General features: G+C 43.1%; 23 protein-coding genes. All 23 read left to right on the forward strand.

The annotated features are described in order from the left end of the window. Positions 1–12 precede the first annotated feature (12 nt). The 23 genes from rplO to IRB79_RS02150 all read left to right on the forward strand — a co-directional run bounded on the left by rplO (position 13) and on the right by IRB79_RS02150 (position 16,801). Positions 13–453, forward strand: a complete 441-nt coding sequence (gene rplO / locus IRB79_RS02040) for a 50S ribosomal protein L15 (protein WP_009336599.1) — start codon at positions 13–15, stop codon at positions 451–453. Beyond that, complete coding sequence (gene secY / locus IRB79_RS02045; RefSeq protein WP_243506488.1) at positions 453–1,748, forward strand: preprotein translocase subunit SecY; 1,296 nt, start codon at positions 453–455, stop codon at positions 1,746–1,748. The genes rplO and secY overlap by 1 nt, the downstream gene beginning before the upstream one ends. Positions 1,749–1,807: 59 nt before the next feature. Continuing rightward, positions 1,808–2,458, forward strand: a complete 651-nt coding sequence (locus IRB79_RS02050) for an adenylate kinase (protein WP_009336601.1) — start codon at positions 1,808–1,810, stop codon at positions 2,456–2,458. Next, a complete protein-coding gene (gene map, locus IRB79_RS02055; RefSeq protein ID WP_243506490.1) occupies positions 2,455–3,201 on the forward strand; it encodes a type I methionyl aminopeptidase in 747 nt (248 codons plus the stop codon). The genes IRB79_RS02050 and map overlap by 4 nt, the downstream gene beginning before the upstream one ends. Positions 3,202–3,217: 16 nt before the next feature. Continuing rightward, entirely contained in the window at positions 3,218–3,553 is a 336-nt protein-coding gene (locus tag IRB79_RS02060) for a KOW domain-containing RNA-binding protein (protein WP_243506491.1), read from the forward strand. Further along, positions 3,531–3,749 (forward strand): translation initiation factor IF-1, encoded by a 219-nt coding sequence (gene infA, locus IRB79_RS02065; protein WP_009336604.1) that lies wholly within the window; start codon positions 3,531–3,533, stop codon positions 3,747–3,749. Before IRB79_RS02060 ends, infA begins: the two co-directional genes overlap by 23 nt. A 35-nt stretch (positions 3,750–3,784) precedes the next feature. Continuing rightward, positions 3,785–3,898, forward strand: coding sequence for a 50S ribosomal protein L36 (gene rpmJ, locus IRB79_RS02070; protein WP_000868344.1), 114 nt, complete (start codon positions 3,785–3,787; stop codon positions 3,896–3,898). Positions 3,899–3,921: 23 nt separating this feature from the next. Continuing rightward, positions 3,922–4,287: a 30S ribosomal protein S13 gene (gene rpsM / locus IRB79_RS02075; protein ID WP_009336605.1), complete on the forward strand. Its 366-nt coding sequence runs from the start codon at positions 3,922–3,924 to the stop codon at positions 4,285–4,287. A 22-nt stretch (positions 4,288–4,309) separates the two neighbouring features. Further along, positions 4,310–4,699, forward strand: a complete 390-nt coding sequence (gene rpsK, locus IRB79_RS02080) for a 30S ribosomal protein S11 (protein ID WP_053433176.1) — start codon at positions 4,310–4,312, stop codon at positions 4,697–4,699. Between the two features lie 173 nt (positions 4,700–4,872). Next, a complete protein-coding gene (locus IRB79_RS02085) occupies positions 4,873–5,817 on the forward strand; it encodes a DNA-directed RNA polymerase subunit alpha (RefSeq protein WP_009336607.1) in 945 nt (314 codons plus the stop codon). A 78-nt stretch (positions 5,818–5,895) separates the two neighbouring features. Continuing rightward, positions 5,896–6,258 carry a 50S ribosomal protein L17 gene (gene rplQ, locus IRB79_RS02090; protein ID WP_009336608.1) on the forward strand — a complete coding sequence of 121 codons (363 nt, stop codon included), beginning with the start codon at positions 5,896–5,898 and terminating at the stop codon, positions 6,256–6,258. 592 nt (positions 6,259–6,850) lie between these two features. Beyond that, a complete protein-coding gene (locus tag IRB79_RS02095; RefSeq protein ID WP_243506492.1) occupies positions 6,851–7,690 on the forward strand; it encodes an energy-coupling factor ABC transporter ATP-binding protein in 840 nt (279 codons plus the stop codon). Beyond that, positions 7,666–8,535 (forward strand): energy-coupling factor ABC transporter ATP-binding protein, encoded by an 870-nt coding sequence (locus IRB79_RS02100; protein WP_243506493.1) that lies wholly within the window; start codon positions 7,666–7,668, stop codon positions 8,533–8,535. Before IRB79_RS02095 ends, IRB79_RS02100 begins: the two co-directional genes overlap by 25 nt. Continuing rightward, on the forward strand, positions 8,532–9,329 hold the full coding sequence (locus IRB79_RS02105; protein WP_243506494.1) for an energy-coupling factor transporter transmembrane component T family protein: 798 nt from the start codon (positions 8,532–8,534) through the stop codon (positions 9,327–9,329). The genes IRB79_RS02100 and IRB79_RS02105 overlap by 4 nt, the downstream gene beginning before the upstream one ends. Positions 9,330–9,341: 12 nt before the next feature. Beyond that, on the forward strand, positions 9,342–10,079 hold the full coding sequence (truA, locus tag IRB79_RS02110) for a tRNA pseudouridine(38-40) synthase TruA (protein ID WP_243506495.1): 738 nt from the start codon (positions 9,342–9,344) through the stop codon (positions 10,077–10,079). A 233-nt stretch (positions 10,080–10,312) separates the two neighbouring features. After that, a complete protein-coding gene (gene rplM / locus IRB79_RS02115; protein WP_009336613.1) occupies positions 10,313–10,750 on the forward strand; it encodes a 50S ribosomal protein L13 in 438 nt (145 codons plus the stop codon). 20 nt (positions 10,751–10,770) lie between these two features. Further along, positions 10,771–11,163 carry a 30S ribosomal protein S9 gene (gene rpsI / locus IRB79_RS02120; protein WP_009336614.1) on the forward strand — a complete coding sequence of 131 codons (393 nt, stop codon included), beginning with the start codon at positions 10,771–10,773 and terminating at the stop codon, positions 11,161–11,163. A gap of 168 nt (positions 11,164–11,331) precedes the next feature. Next, a complete protein-coding gene (locus IRB79_RS02125; protein WP_243506496.1) occupies positions 11,332–11,874 on the forward strand; it encodes an AarF/UbiB family protein in 543 nt (180 codons plus the stop codon). Between the two features lie 295 nt (positions 11,875–12,169). Then, positions 12,170–12,538, forward strand: a complete 369-nt coding sequence (locus tag IRB79_RS02130) for a hypothetical protein (protein WP_243506497.1) — start codon at positions 12,170–12,172, stop codon at positions 12,536–12,538. Positions 12,539–12,934: 396 nt separating this feature from the next. Continuing rightward, complete coding sequence (gene proC, locus IRB79_RS02135; protein WP_243506499.1) at positions 12,935–13,777, forward strand: pyrroline-5-carboxylate reductase; 843 nt, start codon at positions 12,935–12,937, stop codon at positions 13,775–13,777. A 36-nt stretch (positions 13,778–13,813) separates the two neighbouring features. Further along, a complete protein-coding gene (proB, locus tag IRB79_RS02140; protein WP_243506501.1) occupies positions 13,814–14,932 on the forward strand; it encodes a glutamate 5-kinase in 1,119 nt (372 codons plus the stop codon). A gap of 18 nt (positions 14,933–14,950) precedes the next feature. Then, entirely contained in the window at positions 14,951–16,219 is a 1,269-nt protein-coding gene (locus IRB79_RS02145; RefSeq protein WP_279401045.1) for a glutamate-5-semialdehyde dehydrogenase, read from the forward strand. A gap of 138 nt (positions 16,220–16,357) precedes the next feature. Further along, entirely contained in the window at positions 16,358–16,801 is a 444-nt protein-coding gene (locus IRB79_RS02150; RefSeq protein ID WP_243506503.1) for a YbaK family protein, read from the forward strand. The last annotated feature ends 90 nt before the right edge of the window (positions 16,802–16,891 follow it).

A 16,891-nucleotide genomic window follows, 5' to 3' on the forward strand; every position in this document is an offset into this window, starting at 1 on the left:
GGAGGTGCCAACATGAAACTTCATGAATTAAAGCCTGCAGAAGGTTCTCGTCAAGAACGCAAACGCAAAGGCCGTGGTATCGGTTCCGGTAATGGTAAAACTGCTGGTAAGGGTCATAAAGGTCAAAACGCTCGTTCTGGCGGCGGTGTCCGTCCTGGATTCGAGGGTGGTCAAACACCTTTATTCCAACGCTTGCCTAAGCGCGGTTTCACTAACATCAACCGTAAAGAATACGCGGTTGTGAACCTTGATGCTTTAAACCGTTTCGAAGATGGAGCAGAAGTAACTCCTGAGCTTCTTATCGAAACTGGTGTAGTAAGCAATGAAAAAGCAGGAATCAAGATTCTTGCAAAAGGCAAAGTTGAGAAAAAGCTTACAGTTAAAGCTCATAAATTCTCCTCTGCTGCAAAGGAAGCTATCGAAGCTGCCGGCGGTCAAACTGAGGTGATTTAATGTTTCAGACAATCTCCAATTTTATGCGTGTGGGTGATATAAGACGAAAGATTATTTTCACCCTTTTAATGCTGATTGTATTTCGCATCGGTACATTTATCCCTGTACCGGGCGTAAATGCAGATCTATTAAAAGCCCAGGATGAACTTAATGTATTCGGTGTTCTGAATACATTCGGCGGCGGGGCGCTCCTAAACTTCTCGATCCTTGCGATGGGCATTATGCCGTACATTACGGCATCCATCATTGTGCAGCTTCTGCAGATGGATGTTGTTCCTAAGTTTACGGAATGGTCTAAGCAGGGTGAGGTTGGACGCCGTAAGTTAGCTCAGTTTACCCGTTACTTTACTATCGTGCTTGGTTTTATCCAGGCTCTCGGTATGTCTTATGGGTTTAATAACCTAGCAGGCGGAATGCTGATTCAAAATCCGGGAATTACCTCTTATCTATTGATTGCTGTAGTATTGACTGCCGGGACTGCTTTTCTAATGTGGCTTGGTGAGCAGATTACATCAAAAGGTGTAGGCAATGGTATTTCCATCATTATCTTTGCGGGTATCGCAGCTGGTATTCCTTCAACGGTTAACCAGATCTATGCTCAGCAGTTTGAAAATGCTGGAGAGCAGCTATTCCTTCGCATTGTGACAGTCGTGCTTATACTGGTTGCAGTCATTGCTATTGTAGTGGGAACGATCTTCATCCAACAGGCATTAAGAAAAATTCCTATTCAATACGCTAAGCGTGTAACAGCAGGAAAAAATTCTGCTGGCGGACAATCGACTCATCTTCCGTTAAAAGTTAATGCAGCTGGTGTAATTCCAGTAATCTTTGCGATTTCATTCATCATCACGCCAAGAACCATTGCAGGTTTCTTTGAGCAGAATGATGTGACACTATGGATTCAAAGAATATTTGACTACACGTCTCCAATCGGAATGGTCATTTATAGTGCATTAATCATTGCTTTTACTTATTTCTATGCTTTCATTCAGGTAAATCCGGAACAAGTTGCGGAAAACCTGAAGAAGCAGGGCGGTTATATCCCGGGCATCCGTCCAGGAAATAACACGCAGGAATATTTGACTCGCGTCTTATACCGTTTAACATTGGTCGGTGCGCTCTTCCTGACAGTCATTTCAATCCTGCCGGTATTCTTCATTAATATCGCTGGATTGCCTGAATCTGCGCAAATTGGAGGCACAAGCCTGCTGATCGTTGTCGGTGTTGCACTTGAAACGATGAAGCAGCTTGAAGCACAGCTTGTTAAGCGTCATTATAAAGGTTTCATTAAATAATTTGGTTGTAGGGGGCGTCTCGTTCCCTTATACCATTTAGAGACTAGGGGGAAATTGACGTGAATTTAGTTTTAATGGGGCTCCCTGGTGCCGGAAAAGGTACACAAGCCGAGAAGATCGTCCAAAAATACGGCATCCCTCATATCTCTACTGGAGATATGTTCCGTGCGGCTATTAAAGACGAAACGGACCTAGGCCTTAAAGCAAAATCATTCATGGATAAAGGCGAGCTTGTTCCTGATGAAGTAACAATCGGCATTGTCCGTGAACGTTTAAGCAAGGATGATTGCGAAAAAGGCTTTTTGCTGGATGGCTTCCCAAGAACGGTTGCCCAAGCAGATGCCCTTGAAAACATCCTTTCTGATTTGAATAAGAAAATTGATTATGTCATTAATATTGATGTTGATCAGAGCATTCTAATGGAACGTCTTACCGGACGCCGCATCTGTAAAGACTGCGGAGCTACTTATCACCTAGTATTCAATCCCCCAGCGAAGGACGGAGTGTGCGATCGCTGCGGCGGTGAGCTGTATCAGCGTGCTGATGATAATGAAGCTACTGTTCAGAATAGACTTGACGTTAATATTAAACAGACAAAGCCGTTGCTTGATTTCTACGAAACGAAAGGATATCTGCGCAATATTGATGGTCAGCAAGATATTAATAAAGTATTTTCTGATCTTGATGCTTTGCTCGGGGGCTTACAATGATCATTTGCAAAACCCCGCGTGAACTTGATATAATGCGTGAGGCCGGCAGGATCGTAGCACTTACACACCAGGAACTGAAGAAACATATTGTACCCGGCATCACAACCCGCGAACTGGATGATATTGCTGATCAGTTTATCCGTAAACACGATGCAATCCCGTCTTTTAAAGGGTATAATGGTTTCCGTGGCAGCATTTGTGCTTCAGTTAATGATGAACTTGTTCATGGGATTCCTGGTGATCGAGTTTTAAATAACGGTGATATAATCAGCATTGATATCGGTGCTAAATATAACGGTTATCATGGTGACTCAGCCTGGACTTATGCTATTGGCCAAATTGATGAGGAATCCGAGCGTCTGATGGATGTGACAGAGGAATCATTATATAAGGGTCTTGAAGAAGCAAAACCGGGTGAGCGCTTGTCGAACATCTCCCATGCTATCCAAACGTATGCGGAATCTAATGGCTTTTCCATTGTACGCGAGTATGTCGGCCATGGAGTAGGGCAAGACTTACATGAGGATCCTCAAATTCCTCATTATGGACCGCCTAACAGAGGGCCGCGCTTAAAGCCGGGTATGGTACTTGCTATTGAACCTATGGTGAATGCAGGAAGTCGTTATGTTAAAACCTTAACCGATAACTGGACAGTTGTGACGGTTGACGGTAATAGGTGTGCCCATTTTGAGCATACAATAGCGATCACTGAATCCGGTTATGAAATATTAACAAAAGCCTAAGGTGCAGGTGATTCCATTGGTTGGTTCTGATACGAATCCGCAGCCTGGTCAAATTGTTTTGATCAAAAGCGGGCGCGATGCTGGTCAATATGCTATAATTATAAGGTTGATGGATGAAAGGTTTGTTATGCTTGCTGACGGCGGCAGGAAGAAATTCGATTGCCCGAAGAAAAAGAACATTCAGCATCTGCAATTGCTTAATTATATCTCTCCAGAAGTTCAGACCAGTCTCGAGGAGACCGGCCGTGTAACAAACGGAAAGTTGCGCTTTGCGCTTGCAAAGTATGCAAATGAATTCGTATATGACATGAAGAAGGGAGAATCGTTCAATGGCGAAAGACGATGTAATTGAAATAGAAGGCACAGTTGTTGATACTTTGCCAAATGCAATGTTTAAGGTAGAATTAGAAAATGGTCATACAGTGCTAGCTCATGTATCCGGTAAGATCCGTATGCACTTCATCCGCATTTTACCTGGAGATAAAGTAACAGTTGAGCTATCTCCATATGATTTAACACGCGGTAGAATCACATATCGTTTTAAATAATCATTGCACTCCGTACTATTAAGGAGGTTAGGATAATGAAAGTAAGACCATCAGTTAAACCAATCTGCGAAAAGTGTAAAGTTATCCGCAGACGTGGAAAAGTAATGGTTATCTGTGAAAACCCTAAACATAAACAAAAACAAGGTTAATTTGAAGGAGGTGCGCTTATACAATGGCACGTATTGCTGGTGTAGATGTTCCACGTGAAAAACGTGTAGTAATCTCATTAACTTATATCTTTGGTATTGGTAAATCTACAGCTCAAAAAGTTTTGGCTGAAGCTGGTGTTTCTGAAGACACTCGTGTTCGTGATCTTACGGAAGATGAACTTAACAAAATCCGTGACATCATCGACAAATTGAAAGTTGAAGGTGACCTTCGCCGTGAGGTATCACTTAACATCAAACGTCTAATGGAGATCGGAAGCTATCGCGGTCTACGTCATCGCCGTGGTTTACCGGTTCGCGGACAAAACACAAAAAACAACGCTCGTACTCGCAAAGGTCCTCGTAAGACTGTAGCGAACAAGAAGAAATAATCGGTAAAGGAGGTAACTTTAAATGGCTCGTAAAACTAATACACGTAAGCGTCGTGTGAAAAAGAATATTGAACAAGGTATTGCACATATCCGTTCTACTTTCAATAACACAATCGTAACTATCACTGATGTTCATGGAAATGCTGTTTCCTGGTCAAGTGCTGGAGCTCTTGGATTCAAAGGTTCTCGTAAATCTACTCCATTCGCAGCGCAAATGGCAGCTGAAACTGCAGCTAAAACTTCTCAGGAACACGGTATGAAAACCCTTGAAGTAACTGTTAAAGGACCTGGTGCAGGACGTGAAGCTGCTATCCGTGCTCTTCAAGCTGCTGGTCTAGAAGTTACTGCTATCAGAGACGTAACTCCAGTTCCTCATAACGGATGTCGTCCACCAAAACGCCGCCGTGTATAATTTTTCTGTATAGAATTTGTATCCTTGTCTATAATGGGATATGATACTAATTTTTTAGTTATACAGAACAATTATTCCAGTTGTTGTGCACAAAACGGGAACGTATACATGGGGGAATTTCGGTTAGAGATTGCTAGCCGGGGTTTCGACGTTTTGAAGGAGGGTATATTTTGATGATCGAAATAGAAAAACCAAAAATCGAAACGGTTGAGATCAGCGATGATGCCAAGTACGGCAAGTTCGTCGTCGAGCCACTTGAGCGTGGATATGGTACAACTTTGGGTAACTCCTTACGTCGTATCCTTTTATCCTCACTCCCAGGTGCCGCTGTCACATCGATCCAAATTGATGGGGTACTTCATGAGTTCTCAACAATTGAAGGCGTCGTAGAAGATGTAACATCTATCATTTTAAACATTAAAAAACTAGCACTTAAAATCTACTCTGATGAAGAAAAAACATTGGAAATCGATGTTCAGGGTGAAGGTGTAGTGAAGGCAGCTGACGTAACTCATGACAGCGATGTTGAAATCCTTAATCCGGATCTTCATATTGCTACTCTAGGTTCGAATGCCCACCTGCGCATGCGTTTAACTGCAAGACGCGGACGAGGCTATACACCAGCTGACCAAAACAAGAGAGAAGATCAGCCAATCGGTGTGATTCCTATCGATTCCATCTACACTCCAGTATCTCGCATTTCTTATCAGGTAGAGAATACACGTGTGGGTCAAATGACTAACTATGATAAGTTAACATTCGATGTTTGGACTGACGGAAGTACAGGTCCTCAAGATGCGGTTGCACTTGGAGCGAAGATCTTAACTGAGCATTTGAATATCTTTGTCGGTTTAACTGATGAAGCTCAAAATGCCGAAATCATGGTTGAAAAAGAAGAAGACCAAAAAGAGAAAGTACTTGAGATGACAATTGAAGAACTTGACTTATCTGTACGTTCTTACAACTGCTTAAAGCGTGCTGGCATCAATACTGTTCAGGAATTAGCCAATAAGACTGAAGAGGATATGATGAAGGTCCGTAACTTGGGCAGAAAGTCACTTGAGGAAGTAAAACATAAATTAGAAGATCTTGGACTGGGCTTACGCAAAGACGATTGATTGATGTGAATTGATTCATCATCTTTATATGTTAGCTTTCAGCAGATTGAATGACTTCAACAAAGGAGGGAAACTTTCATGGGATACAGAAAGTTAGGACGCACTAGCTCACAACGTAAAGCTATGCTGCGTGACTTAGCAACAGATCTAATCATCAATGAGCGCATCGAAACAACTGAAGCTCGTGCAAAAGAACTTCGTTCAGTTGTTGAGAAAATGATCACTCTTGGAAAGCGCGGCGACTTGCATGCACGCCGTCAAGCAGCTGCTTTTGTTCGCAATGAGGTAGCTAACGCTGAAACTGACCAGGATGCAGTTCAAAAATTATTCAGCGACATCGCAACTCGTTATGAAGAGCGCCAAGGCGGATACACTCGTATTATGAAACTTGGACCTCGTCGTGGAGACGGTGCGCCAATGGTAATCATCGAGTTAGTATAATTTTTAAGGAAAGGGCGCGGGACGGTTTCATTGAACTTGTTCTTTGCCCTTTTTCTATAAAAGCGGCTGTTTCCTTAATATGTTAGGAACGCCCACATCAGGCCAAAAACGAGCGTTACGATGAGCATGTACAGCTATTAAATAGGGATGGTTGAGTAATAGATTCCGCACCACCTGGTACACTGTCTTGTCTAGCTCATGCACCTCTTCCGGAAAGAAGATTTGCGCCCGGCAGTTTACTGCCTGACGGAAAGAGGTGCAGGCTTTTTTAAATTTCTTTTGTTCATAAACCATAAGGAAATCGAGGTCTCTGAACAGTCATAGAATAGCAAGAACCAACCACCATACTGCGTCAGTATGAGCTTTTAATAGGGAGGCATAATAGGCATCCAATAAGCTTAGATAGCAGAAATCCAGATTTTCTTGTGTATTACAAGTGTGGGAGAATGGTATCATTCAGCGCTTGCTATCCGGTAACATAACCTATTATCGAACTATTTAAAGCTCGCCAACAATGGCGGGTTTTTTCATTAGGATTAAAATATTAGAGCAGAGCTGAAATAGAGAAGCAGAGCTGAGAGGAGGACTTCACATGAACGAGCCGCTGGTAGAATTGAAAAATGTTTCGTTTAAGTACGATGCAGAGACTGGATATGCGCTGCACAATGTCTCTTTCAATATATTGAAAGGGGAATGGCTTGCTATTGTCGGCCATAATGGTTCGGGGAAATCAACACTAGCCAAACTGCTGAATGGCCTGCACTTTCCTCTGGAAGGCAGTATAACAGTAGGCGGAATTCCATTGACCGAAGAGACCGTCTGGGAAACCAGAAAGAAGATCGGCATGGTTTTTCAGAATCCGGATAACCAGTTTGTCGGAACGACTGTACAGGATGATGTGGCTTTTGGTTTAGAAAACCATGGAATTGAAAGAAATGACATGGTTCAGCGTGTTGCGCAATCACTGGAGAAAGTCAAAATGGAACAATTTCTTAATCAAGAGCCGCACCATCTATCTGGCGGCCAGAAACAAAGGGTGGCCATTGCAGGCGTCATCGCCTTAAGACCGGACATTATTATTCTGGACGAGTCAACCTCCATGCTTGACCCAAGAGGGCGTGAAGAGGTGCTCGAAACCGTCAGAGAGCTGAAGCAGGATTATCACATGACAGTCATCTCCATCACTCATGATTTGGAGGAAGCTGCAAAGGCTGACCGCATCGTGGTTATGAACAAGGGACAGTTATATCGGGAAGGCACACCTGAGGAAATCTTTCAAATGGATGAAGAGCTTGTAAAGCTGGGCCTGGATATTCCTTTTCCTGTGAAGCTAAGCAAGATATTAAGAGAAAAAGGATTGCCCTTATCAAGGCATTATTTATCTGAAGAAGAGTTGGTGGAAGAATTATGGACATCTCACTCCAAAATGTAGAATACCGGTATCAGGTCAATACGCCATTTGAACGCCTCGCGATAAAGGATGTTTCCATCGATATTCCATCAGGCACATTTCTGGCAATCATCGGTCATACCGGATCAGGCAAATCGACTGTCCTCCAGCATTTAAATGCCCTGCTTAAACCGACAGAAGGCCAGGTAGTGATTGGAGAGCGGATGATCACCTCGGAAAAGAAACAGAAAAACCTGAAGGAAATCCGCCAAAGGGTCGGAATCGTGTTTCAATTTCCTGAGCATCAGCTGTTTGAGGAAACAGTCGAGAAAGATATTTGCTTTGGCCCGATGAACTTCGGAGTGTCAGAAGAGGAAGCCAAAAAAAGAGCAAGTGCGGCCATAAGCCAGGTGGGTCTGCCGGAGGAAATTCTGCGCAAGTCCCCATTTGACCTGTCAGGCGGCCAAATGAGACGGGTGGCGATAGCCGGAGTGCTGGCAATGGAGCCTGATGTCATTGTCCTGGATGAGCCTACTGCAGGGCTTGACCCGCGGGGCAGAAAAGAAATCATGGATATGTTCTACAGCCTGCATGGGACAAGAGGGCTATCGACGGTGCTCGTTACACATAGCATGGAGGACGCCTCCCGCTATGCTGATCAGATTGTCATCATGCATAACGGGGAAGTGTACAAAAAGGGCACGCCTAAAGAAATCTTTTCTTCACCGGAAGGCTTGCTTAAGCTTGGCCTCGATGTTCCGGAGGTTGTCCGTTTTCAGCTGAAAATGGAAAAATTACTTAACATCCGTTTCTCTAAGACATGTCTGACAATGGATGAGCTGACGGATGAGATTGCTGCTGCGATGAAAAGGGGGGCACCTAAATGATGGATAAAATGATTTTTGGGCGTTATGTTCCGGCCGAATCTGTCCTCCACAGGATGGATCCCCGTTCTAAGCTAGTCCTTATTTTGTTATTCGTGTGCATTGTCTTCCTGGCAAATAATATGCTGACGTACGGCTTACTGACGGTTTATACCTTTTTGATGATTGCTTTATCGAAGGTGCCGATCCGGTTTATCTATACAGGGTTAAAACCGGTCCTTCTGCTTGTTATTTTTACTTTATTCCTCCACTTGTTTTTGACAAAAGAGGGTGAAGTTCTCTTTCGGTTTGGTTGGATTACAATCTATGAAGAAGGTTTGAGACAGGGGATTTTCATTTCATTACGCTTCTTCCTTCTCATTCTGATGACTTCCATTCTGACTTTGACCACGACCCCGATTGAAATTACGGATGGTCTGGAAAGCCTGCTGGCTCCATTGAATAAAATCAAGTTTCCGGTGCATGAACTGGCTTTAATGATGTCGATTTCCCTTCGCTTTATCCCGACACTCATGCAGGAAACGGATAAAATCATGAAAGCTCAGACAGCCAGGGGAGTCGATTTTACAAGCGGTCCGATTAAAGACCGTATTAAAGCCATTATTCCTCTCTTGATCCCTTTGTTTGTCAGTTCGTTTAAACGGGCTGAAGAGCTTGCTGTAGCGATGGAGTCACGCGGCTATAGAGGTGGGGAAGGCAGAACGAAATACAGGCAGCTTAACTGGGGTCTGAAGGATACGGCAATGCTGGCAATGCTTGCAGCCCTGACCCTGGTGTTAATCCTGCTGAGGACGTAATGGGGTGACCTTATGCAAAGATTTAAATGTAATGTGACGTATGACGGCACCCATTTTGCAGGCTATCAGGTGCAGCCTGGCAAGCGGACTGTACAGGGAGAGCTGGAAAGGGCCTTAAAGAAGCTTCATAAAGGTGAAGACATCAAGGTTACTGCCTCAGGCAGAACCGATGCGGGTGTCCATGCAAGGGGCCAGGTGATCCATTTCGATTCCCCTTTGAATATTCCTATTAAAAAATGGGAAATCGCCCTTAATTCACTGCTGCCGGATGATGTGGCCATAATAGGGACGGAGACAGTGGCTGCTGACTTCCATGTCCGTTTTGATGCGAAAGGGAAGGAATACCGGTACTTCGTGCATCGAACCTCCGGGAGAGACCCTTTTAAACGTCATTATGCCTATCAGTACCCGTATCACTTAAATACGGATGCTATCAAACAAGCGGCAGCGGATTTAATAGGGACACATGATTTTACAAGCTTCTGCTCCGCCAAGACGGAAGTGGAGGATAAGGTCAGGGAACTTCAGGAGGTAGAGGTGCACGAAAATGAGGATATGCTAATCTTCCGCTTTAGAGGCACCGGATTCTTATATAATATGGTCCGCATTCTGGCCGGCACACTTCTTGAAGTTGGCTCAGGGGAAAGAGACCCCGATTCCATGCCATCTGTTCTTAAGGAAAAAAACAGATCAGCTGCAGGAAAAACAGCGCCTCCCCAAGGTTTATATTTGTGGAAAGTTTTTTATTAAAATTTTGGAAAAAACAAATGAGGAACCGCGAGGGCGCGTTGTAAAGCCAAACTCATATAAAAAAAGATTTTAAAACAACTAAACCAGGTGTAACATTCGCTTGACATTGGACTGTCAAAGTTATATTATAGCATATGGTATTATTATTAAAACCACGATAAGCCCCGGAACTTATTGTGTCGAATAGATAAACCAAAAAATGATTATGAATGGAATTATTAGGAGGGAAACTGATGCGTACAACGTTTATGGCGAATTCAAACAATATCGAACGTAAATGGTACGTGATTGATGCTGAAGGCAAAACTCTTGGTCGTCTTGCTAGTGAAGTTGCATCAATTCTACGTGGTAAACATAAACCAACTTATACACCACATGTTGATACTGGTGATCATGTAATTCTTATCAATGCTTCAAAAATCGAACTTACTGGGAAAAAGCTTACTGACAAGATCTACTACCGTCACAGCATGCACCCAGGCGGTCTAAAAACAAGAACTGCTCTTGAAATGCGTACAAACTACCCTGAGAGAATGCTTGAGCTTGCAATCAAAGGCATGCTTCCAAAGAACTCTCTTGGTCGTCAAATGTTCAAGAAATTACACGTATATGCTGGTAGCGAACATAAGCACCAAGCACAACAACCTGAAGTTTACGAACTTCGTGGATAATTTTTAGGGAGGTTATTAACTTGGCACAGGTTCAATATATTGGTACTGGTCGTCGTAAGAGCTCCGTTGCACGTGTTCGTTTAGTTCCAGGCGACGGTAAAATCATCATCAATGGTCGTGAAATCACAGATTACATTCCTTTTGCAGCTTTACGTGAAGTTGTAAAACAGCCGCTTGTAGCTACTGAAACTGTTAACAGCTACGACATTCTTGTAAATGTAAACGGCGGTGGATACACTGGTCAAGCTGGCGCAATCCGCCACGGCATCGCTCGTGCATTGCTTCAAGCAGATCCAGAATTCCGTCCAACATTAAAGCGCGCAGGACTATTAACTCGTGACGCACGTATGAAAGAGCGTAAGAAATACGGTCTTAAAGGTGCTCGTCGTGCTCCTCAGTTCTCAAAGCGTTAATTATCAGCGTTTCAAAGACTCTCAACTTTTGGTTGGGGGTTTTTTTATTGTTTAAAAAGTATTAGCCTGACCTAATCCACACTTTCTTCCATAAATTAAGGGTTTTGCGGAGGACAAGAATTAATCATCCACATAATATATATTATTAATACAAACTATGAGATAAGGATGTGGACAAAAATCAATATTAAAGAGATAGAAACAAAAAATGAACTCATTGGCTATGGATCTCAGGGTAAAGTATACAAATTGTCTCCTGATAGATGCATCAAAATTTATTTAAAAGAAAAGCATGCCAAGATGGAAGCAAAAGTGCTCAGGTCTGCAACGTCATCTCGTTTTTTTCCAAAAATATATGAAACAGGCCCTAATTATAATGTTATGGAGTATATAAAGGGCAGAACATTAAATAACTATTTAGAAAAAGAAGGTAAACTCAGTAACGAAATAATTAAAGAAATAGTAATGATGCTAAAAGAAATGGAGCGATTAAACTTTACGAGAGTAGACGCACGACTGCGCCATATTTTCATAACGAATGAAAACAAAATTAAAGTAATAGACCATGTAAATAGCTTTAAGATTAGTTCCAATTATCCCAAACACCTGTTTAGAGGGCTAAAAAAGCTAGGGCATCTTCAATTCTTCCTCGAAGAGGCCAATAAATTTGAATCAGAACTCTGCATGAGATGGAGGAAAGTAAATTCTTAGTAGTGTTCCGCAGTTCTTAAAGCATTAATCCACGTTACAAAGACTCATTTATTGTTATCCCCTATTCCACCTGCTTAATGGCTTTCCTCTTCACCATCAAACTCAAGGAATAGCAGAGCGATTAGATTCACATTTTGGTAGATAATCTCCAAATAGCTATGTGCTGCATATACTTTAACTAGGTCCATATATTAAGGGAGAGATTGCTTTGAACGTCGCTATAAATACTTCGTTAAGTTTACCCATTCCGTCGCGATGGGGACTTAGCACCAATATTGCAGGGAGACCCATGGTAATGGGTGTTCTTACATTTGATTCGATCTCAGGCAATAGGGTAACGGGTACAGCCAATTTCAGAGGTACACCGCTTTTAATCACTGGATCATGGGATGAAAACACACAAAGGGTTAGTTTTGATACCCCTTTTGCTTCATTTTCTGGTTTATTGCAAAACTTTGATGATCCAGCCATTAGGATCCGTCATTTAATATTAAGCGGAAGATTTCTCATGAAGGCTCCTTCCTTACAGGCAGGGGAGAGTGGAGAATGGGTTGCTGCTACAGATATTCCTCTTACCGGACCCCCAACCAAAACAGGTGGGCTGCCGCCAGTAGGAGTTTTTCTAACATCTGATTTGCTTTATAATAATCAGCGGTTATATTAAGCCCCTAGTTTGAAATTCATGGCACAAGACTCTTAGCCAAAAGCTGGAGTCTTTTTTATTACATAAAAGTCCTCTTATTTAAGTGGTCATTATCAAGCCAGTGTTAAGCTTAATAAAGGTGCTCGTCTTTTCACTGACACTTTTGTTTGAGCTAAATATGAAATAAATGGAAATTTTTATTTCAGCAAATATCGGCCGTAGAAGGGATTATCCAGCTTGAGAGAGTCTAAGGTGATGTTCACAGATAAATGTTAACGTTTTCTTTCACTATCTCGCCCATATCCTCCCGTCTTTCCCCAATACCCTTGAATATGTATTTGAGCATGTTACGATAGATAACGTTGATAAAATACGAACGGTTATACGAACAGTTTGTTCATCTTAAGGAGGATGTCCATGTTAGCCAATAAAACAATTGCTTTTTTAGGAGCAGGGTCAATGGCGGAATCAATGATTTCGGGAGTCATTACAGCAGAAAAAATGTCACCCGATCGAGTATTTGTAACGAATAGGAGCAATGGAGACAGACTGGAAGAGATTCATGATAAGTACGGTGTGAGTGTGATGCCGCAAAGCGAGCTTCCATTTGAGCAGATAGATTTATTCATTTTAGCCATGAAACCAAAAGGTGCAGAGGAAGCCCTTTGTTCGATTAAAGATAAATTACATCCCGGCCAGGTGATTCTTTCTGTTTTGGCAGGCATTACAACTGAGTTCATGGAAGACCATTTAAATCCGGGACAGCAGGTTGTGCGTGTGATGCCGAATACTTCGAGCATGATTCAGGAATCTGCGACGGCTGTCGTGGCAGGCAAGAAAACCAGCATGGCCAATGTCGAATTGGTTAAGGAATTGCTGGAATGCATGGGGGAAGTCTATCTCATCGATGAAGACCAAATGGATGTTTTTACGGGTTTAGCTGGAAGCGGCCCTGCTTACTTCTATTATTTGATGGAAAATATGGAGCGGGTAGGGGTACAAAAAGGTATGGATGAAGAGACCGTACGAAAAATTGTCGCCCAGACGATTTTTGGAGCAGCTAAGATGGTGCTTGAAAAGGAAGAAGCTCCAACTTCTCTTAGAGAGAAAGTGACTTCTCCAAATGGCACGACCGCTTCAGGACTTGAAGCCTTAAGGAGATACAATGGAGGCGAAGCCATCACACAGGCAGTGGAGCATGCCGCCAAACGTTCAAAGGAGATCAGCAAAGAATTGGAAGGCGCCCTTGTCACTTCCTAAGGGAGATGGGATTTATAAGTTCACAGGAGGTATTGGATGTTGATTAAAGAAAAGCAGATAAAAAGAGTTGTTATTAAGATCGGAAGCAGCTCACTAACAAGCATGCATGGGGAGATCAGCCGCAGAAAGCTTGAAAAATTTGCGGAGCAAATTGTCGAGCTGAAGGATGCTGGCTATGAAACAGCTGTTGTGTCATCAGGTGCTGTAGCAGCAGGCTATCGGAAGCTAGGCTGCCTTGACCGTCCTTCTTCCCTTCCGGAAAAACAGGCTGCAGCTTCAATTGGCCAGGGCTTATTAATGGAATCTTACTCAGAACTCTTTTTATCTCATGGTTATGTAGCGTCACAAATCTTAATTACAAGAAGCGATTTCTCCGATGAAAAGCGTTATGGCAATATGCATAACACCTTGAATGTGCTGCTTGAGCGCGGAATCATTCCGATTATAAATGAAAATGACACGGTTACGGTTGACCGCTTGCGCTTCGGGGACAATGATACCCTGGCGGCAAAAGTGGCCGGTCTGATCGATGCTGATTTATTGATTATTTTATCAGACATTGACGGCCTCTATGACAGCAACCCCAATGACAATCCTAATGCAAGCCTTCTGGAGAGGGTTCACAGCATTACACCTGAAATTGAATCTGCTGCAGGAGGATCTGGAAGTGCTGTAGGAACAGGCGGCATGAAGTCAAAAATCCAGGCAGTGAAAATTGCGATGGCTGCGGGAATTGACTCCTTTTTAGGAAAAGCAGGTACGGAAAATATTTTAATGGAAGCTGTGGAAGGCAGGGCAAAAGGAACCTACTTTAAGCCGGAACCGGATGCGTTCAATCTGGATAATCAGAAACAGTGGATTGCATTCCACTCAGGCCCTGAAGGCAAGGTGACCATCAGTTCCCATGGGATAGAGGCCATTGTGGAACATCAAGAAAACCTGTATCGCTCTGATATTCAGGAAGTAAAAGGGCGATTTAAGGATGGCGCAGTTGTCCGCATTCTGGATGAAGAGGGAAAAGAAATCGGCCTCGGCCGCATTAATTATTCAAACGAACAGTTAAGTGACCATACAGCAGATGAAGAGCTTGAACCGGCCATTGCTCAGGAAACGTTTGTATGTTCCCGCGACTTTAAGCTGCCGGCACTTGTTTAAACTATTAGGAGGGATTCAATGACTACTGCATCAGCAGTAAAGATAAATAATGTAGAAGAACAGGCAAAAAAGGCCAGGAAGGCTGCCAGAACGTTAAGTATTTTAACAACGGAAGAAAAGAACGAAGCACTCCATACAGTTGCAGATGCTTTGGAAACTGGATATGAATCAATTCTTGCAGCCAATATGGCCGATCTAAAAAACGGCAAGGAAAAAGGATTCGAAGAGGCATATATAGATCGGCTGTCATTATCTAAAGAGCGGGTTTTTGAATTTGCAGCTGGCCTTCGCCAGGTAGCTGAACTTCCCGATCCGATTGGAGACGTCATGTCTGGCTGGACTTTGGATAATGGGCTGAAGGTGGAAGAGGTCCGTGTTCCGCTTGGTGTCATCGGCATGATATATGAAGCAAGACCCAATGTAACTGCCGATGCGGCAGGTCTTGCTTTGAAATCAGGAAATGCCATTGTCCTAAAAGGCGGATCATCAGCCCTGAATTCGAATCAGGCTATAGTTGAGATCATTCATGATGCTCTTGAAAAAACTAAGATACCTAAAGAAGCTGTCCAATTCATTGCCACAGCAGACAGAGAAGCGACAAAGCAGCTGTTCACAATGAAAGAGCATATTGACGTCTTAATTCCGAGAGGCGGCGCATCCCTTATTAAAGCAGTGGTTGAGAATGCGACGGTGCCTGTACTCGAAACAGGAGTTGGAAACTGCCATATCTATGTGGATAAGGAAGCGGATGCTGAAAAAGCGATCAATATCCTGATTAATGCCAAAACAGACCGTCCGGCAGTCTGTAATGCAGCAGAAACGCTGATTGTTCATGAAGGATGGCTTAACCAGCATAAAGAATTGCTTACAGAAGTTCTGAAGAAGCACGGTATAACCGTACATGGTGATGAGCCTGCAGCTGCTGCACTGCCTGATGTGGTGCCAGCTGGTGATAGTGATTGGGCAAATGAATATTTAAGCCTTGATTTAGCGGTGAAAACTGTTAATAGCCTTGAACAGGCCATCGATCATATTGACCAATATGGAACAATGCATTCTGAGGTGATTATTACGGAAAATGGGGAAACAGCCAAAAAGTTCATGCAGCTGACAGATGCTGCGGCATTGTATCATAATGCATCGACCAGATTCACAGATGGAGGCGCTCTGGGCTTTGGTGCTGAAATTGGCATATCCACACAGAAGCTCCATGCTAGAGGACCAATGGGGCTGCCAGCATTAACAACCCGCAAATATCTCATGACCGGAAATGGACAGATTCGATAAAAGTGTTTTTAAAGCATCAGCTCCTGCTGATGCTTTTCGTTATCTAACCCCATAAAAAATTGGCAGTCCAATTCGTGTCAGCATTTTGCATTTCTCTCCCGCCGCAGATAAAGACTATCTTCAAGGGGTGAGAAAGCAGTGACTGTTATAACGACATTTAAAGAGAAAAAAAGAGAAAAGCAAATCAAATATGAAAAATCAGTCCTTCGGGAAATTTCGATAAAAGCATTGAAAGAGAAAGTGCAGCAATTTTTTGGCTCATCCAGATTTGTTACCGGTTTGATGATGAATGCCGGAATTGAAGAGGCCTGCTATGATGTAGCGATTGAAGCCTATTTGCTGGGGGCCAACTATAGCCGTTTTGGGCGCTATGGCGAATCGCTGGATCAGGTCCGCCAAAGGTGTGAAAAAGAGCATAAGCATTTAGTGGATACATTATATAACTTTTTCCTTTATTGGGGTCATGGTTCGGAAGCGGTTATGAGCGAATCCCTTTATTATATGTGTGAGCAATATGTAAACAGCTGGTGGTCGGAAGGGTTCAATAAAGGGGAAAGAAGGCATAAATTGCGTCTCCACTGAAAAGTGCATTGATAAAAAGGCTGTCCTGATCGAAGTTCTAGATCTCCATCTTGTCCCATATATTGAAATGAGGATAAGCAGGAGGGGACT

The organism is Cytobacillus oceanisediminis (assembly GCF_022811925.1).
Classification (GTDB): domain Bacteria; phylum Bacillota; class Bacilli; order Bacillales; family Cytobacillaceae; genus Cytobacillus; species Cytobacillus oceanisediminis_D.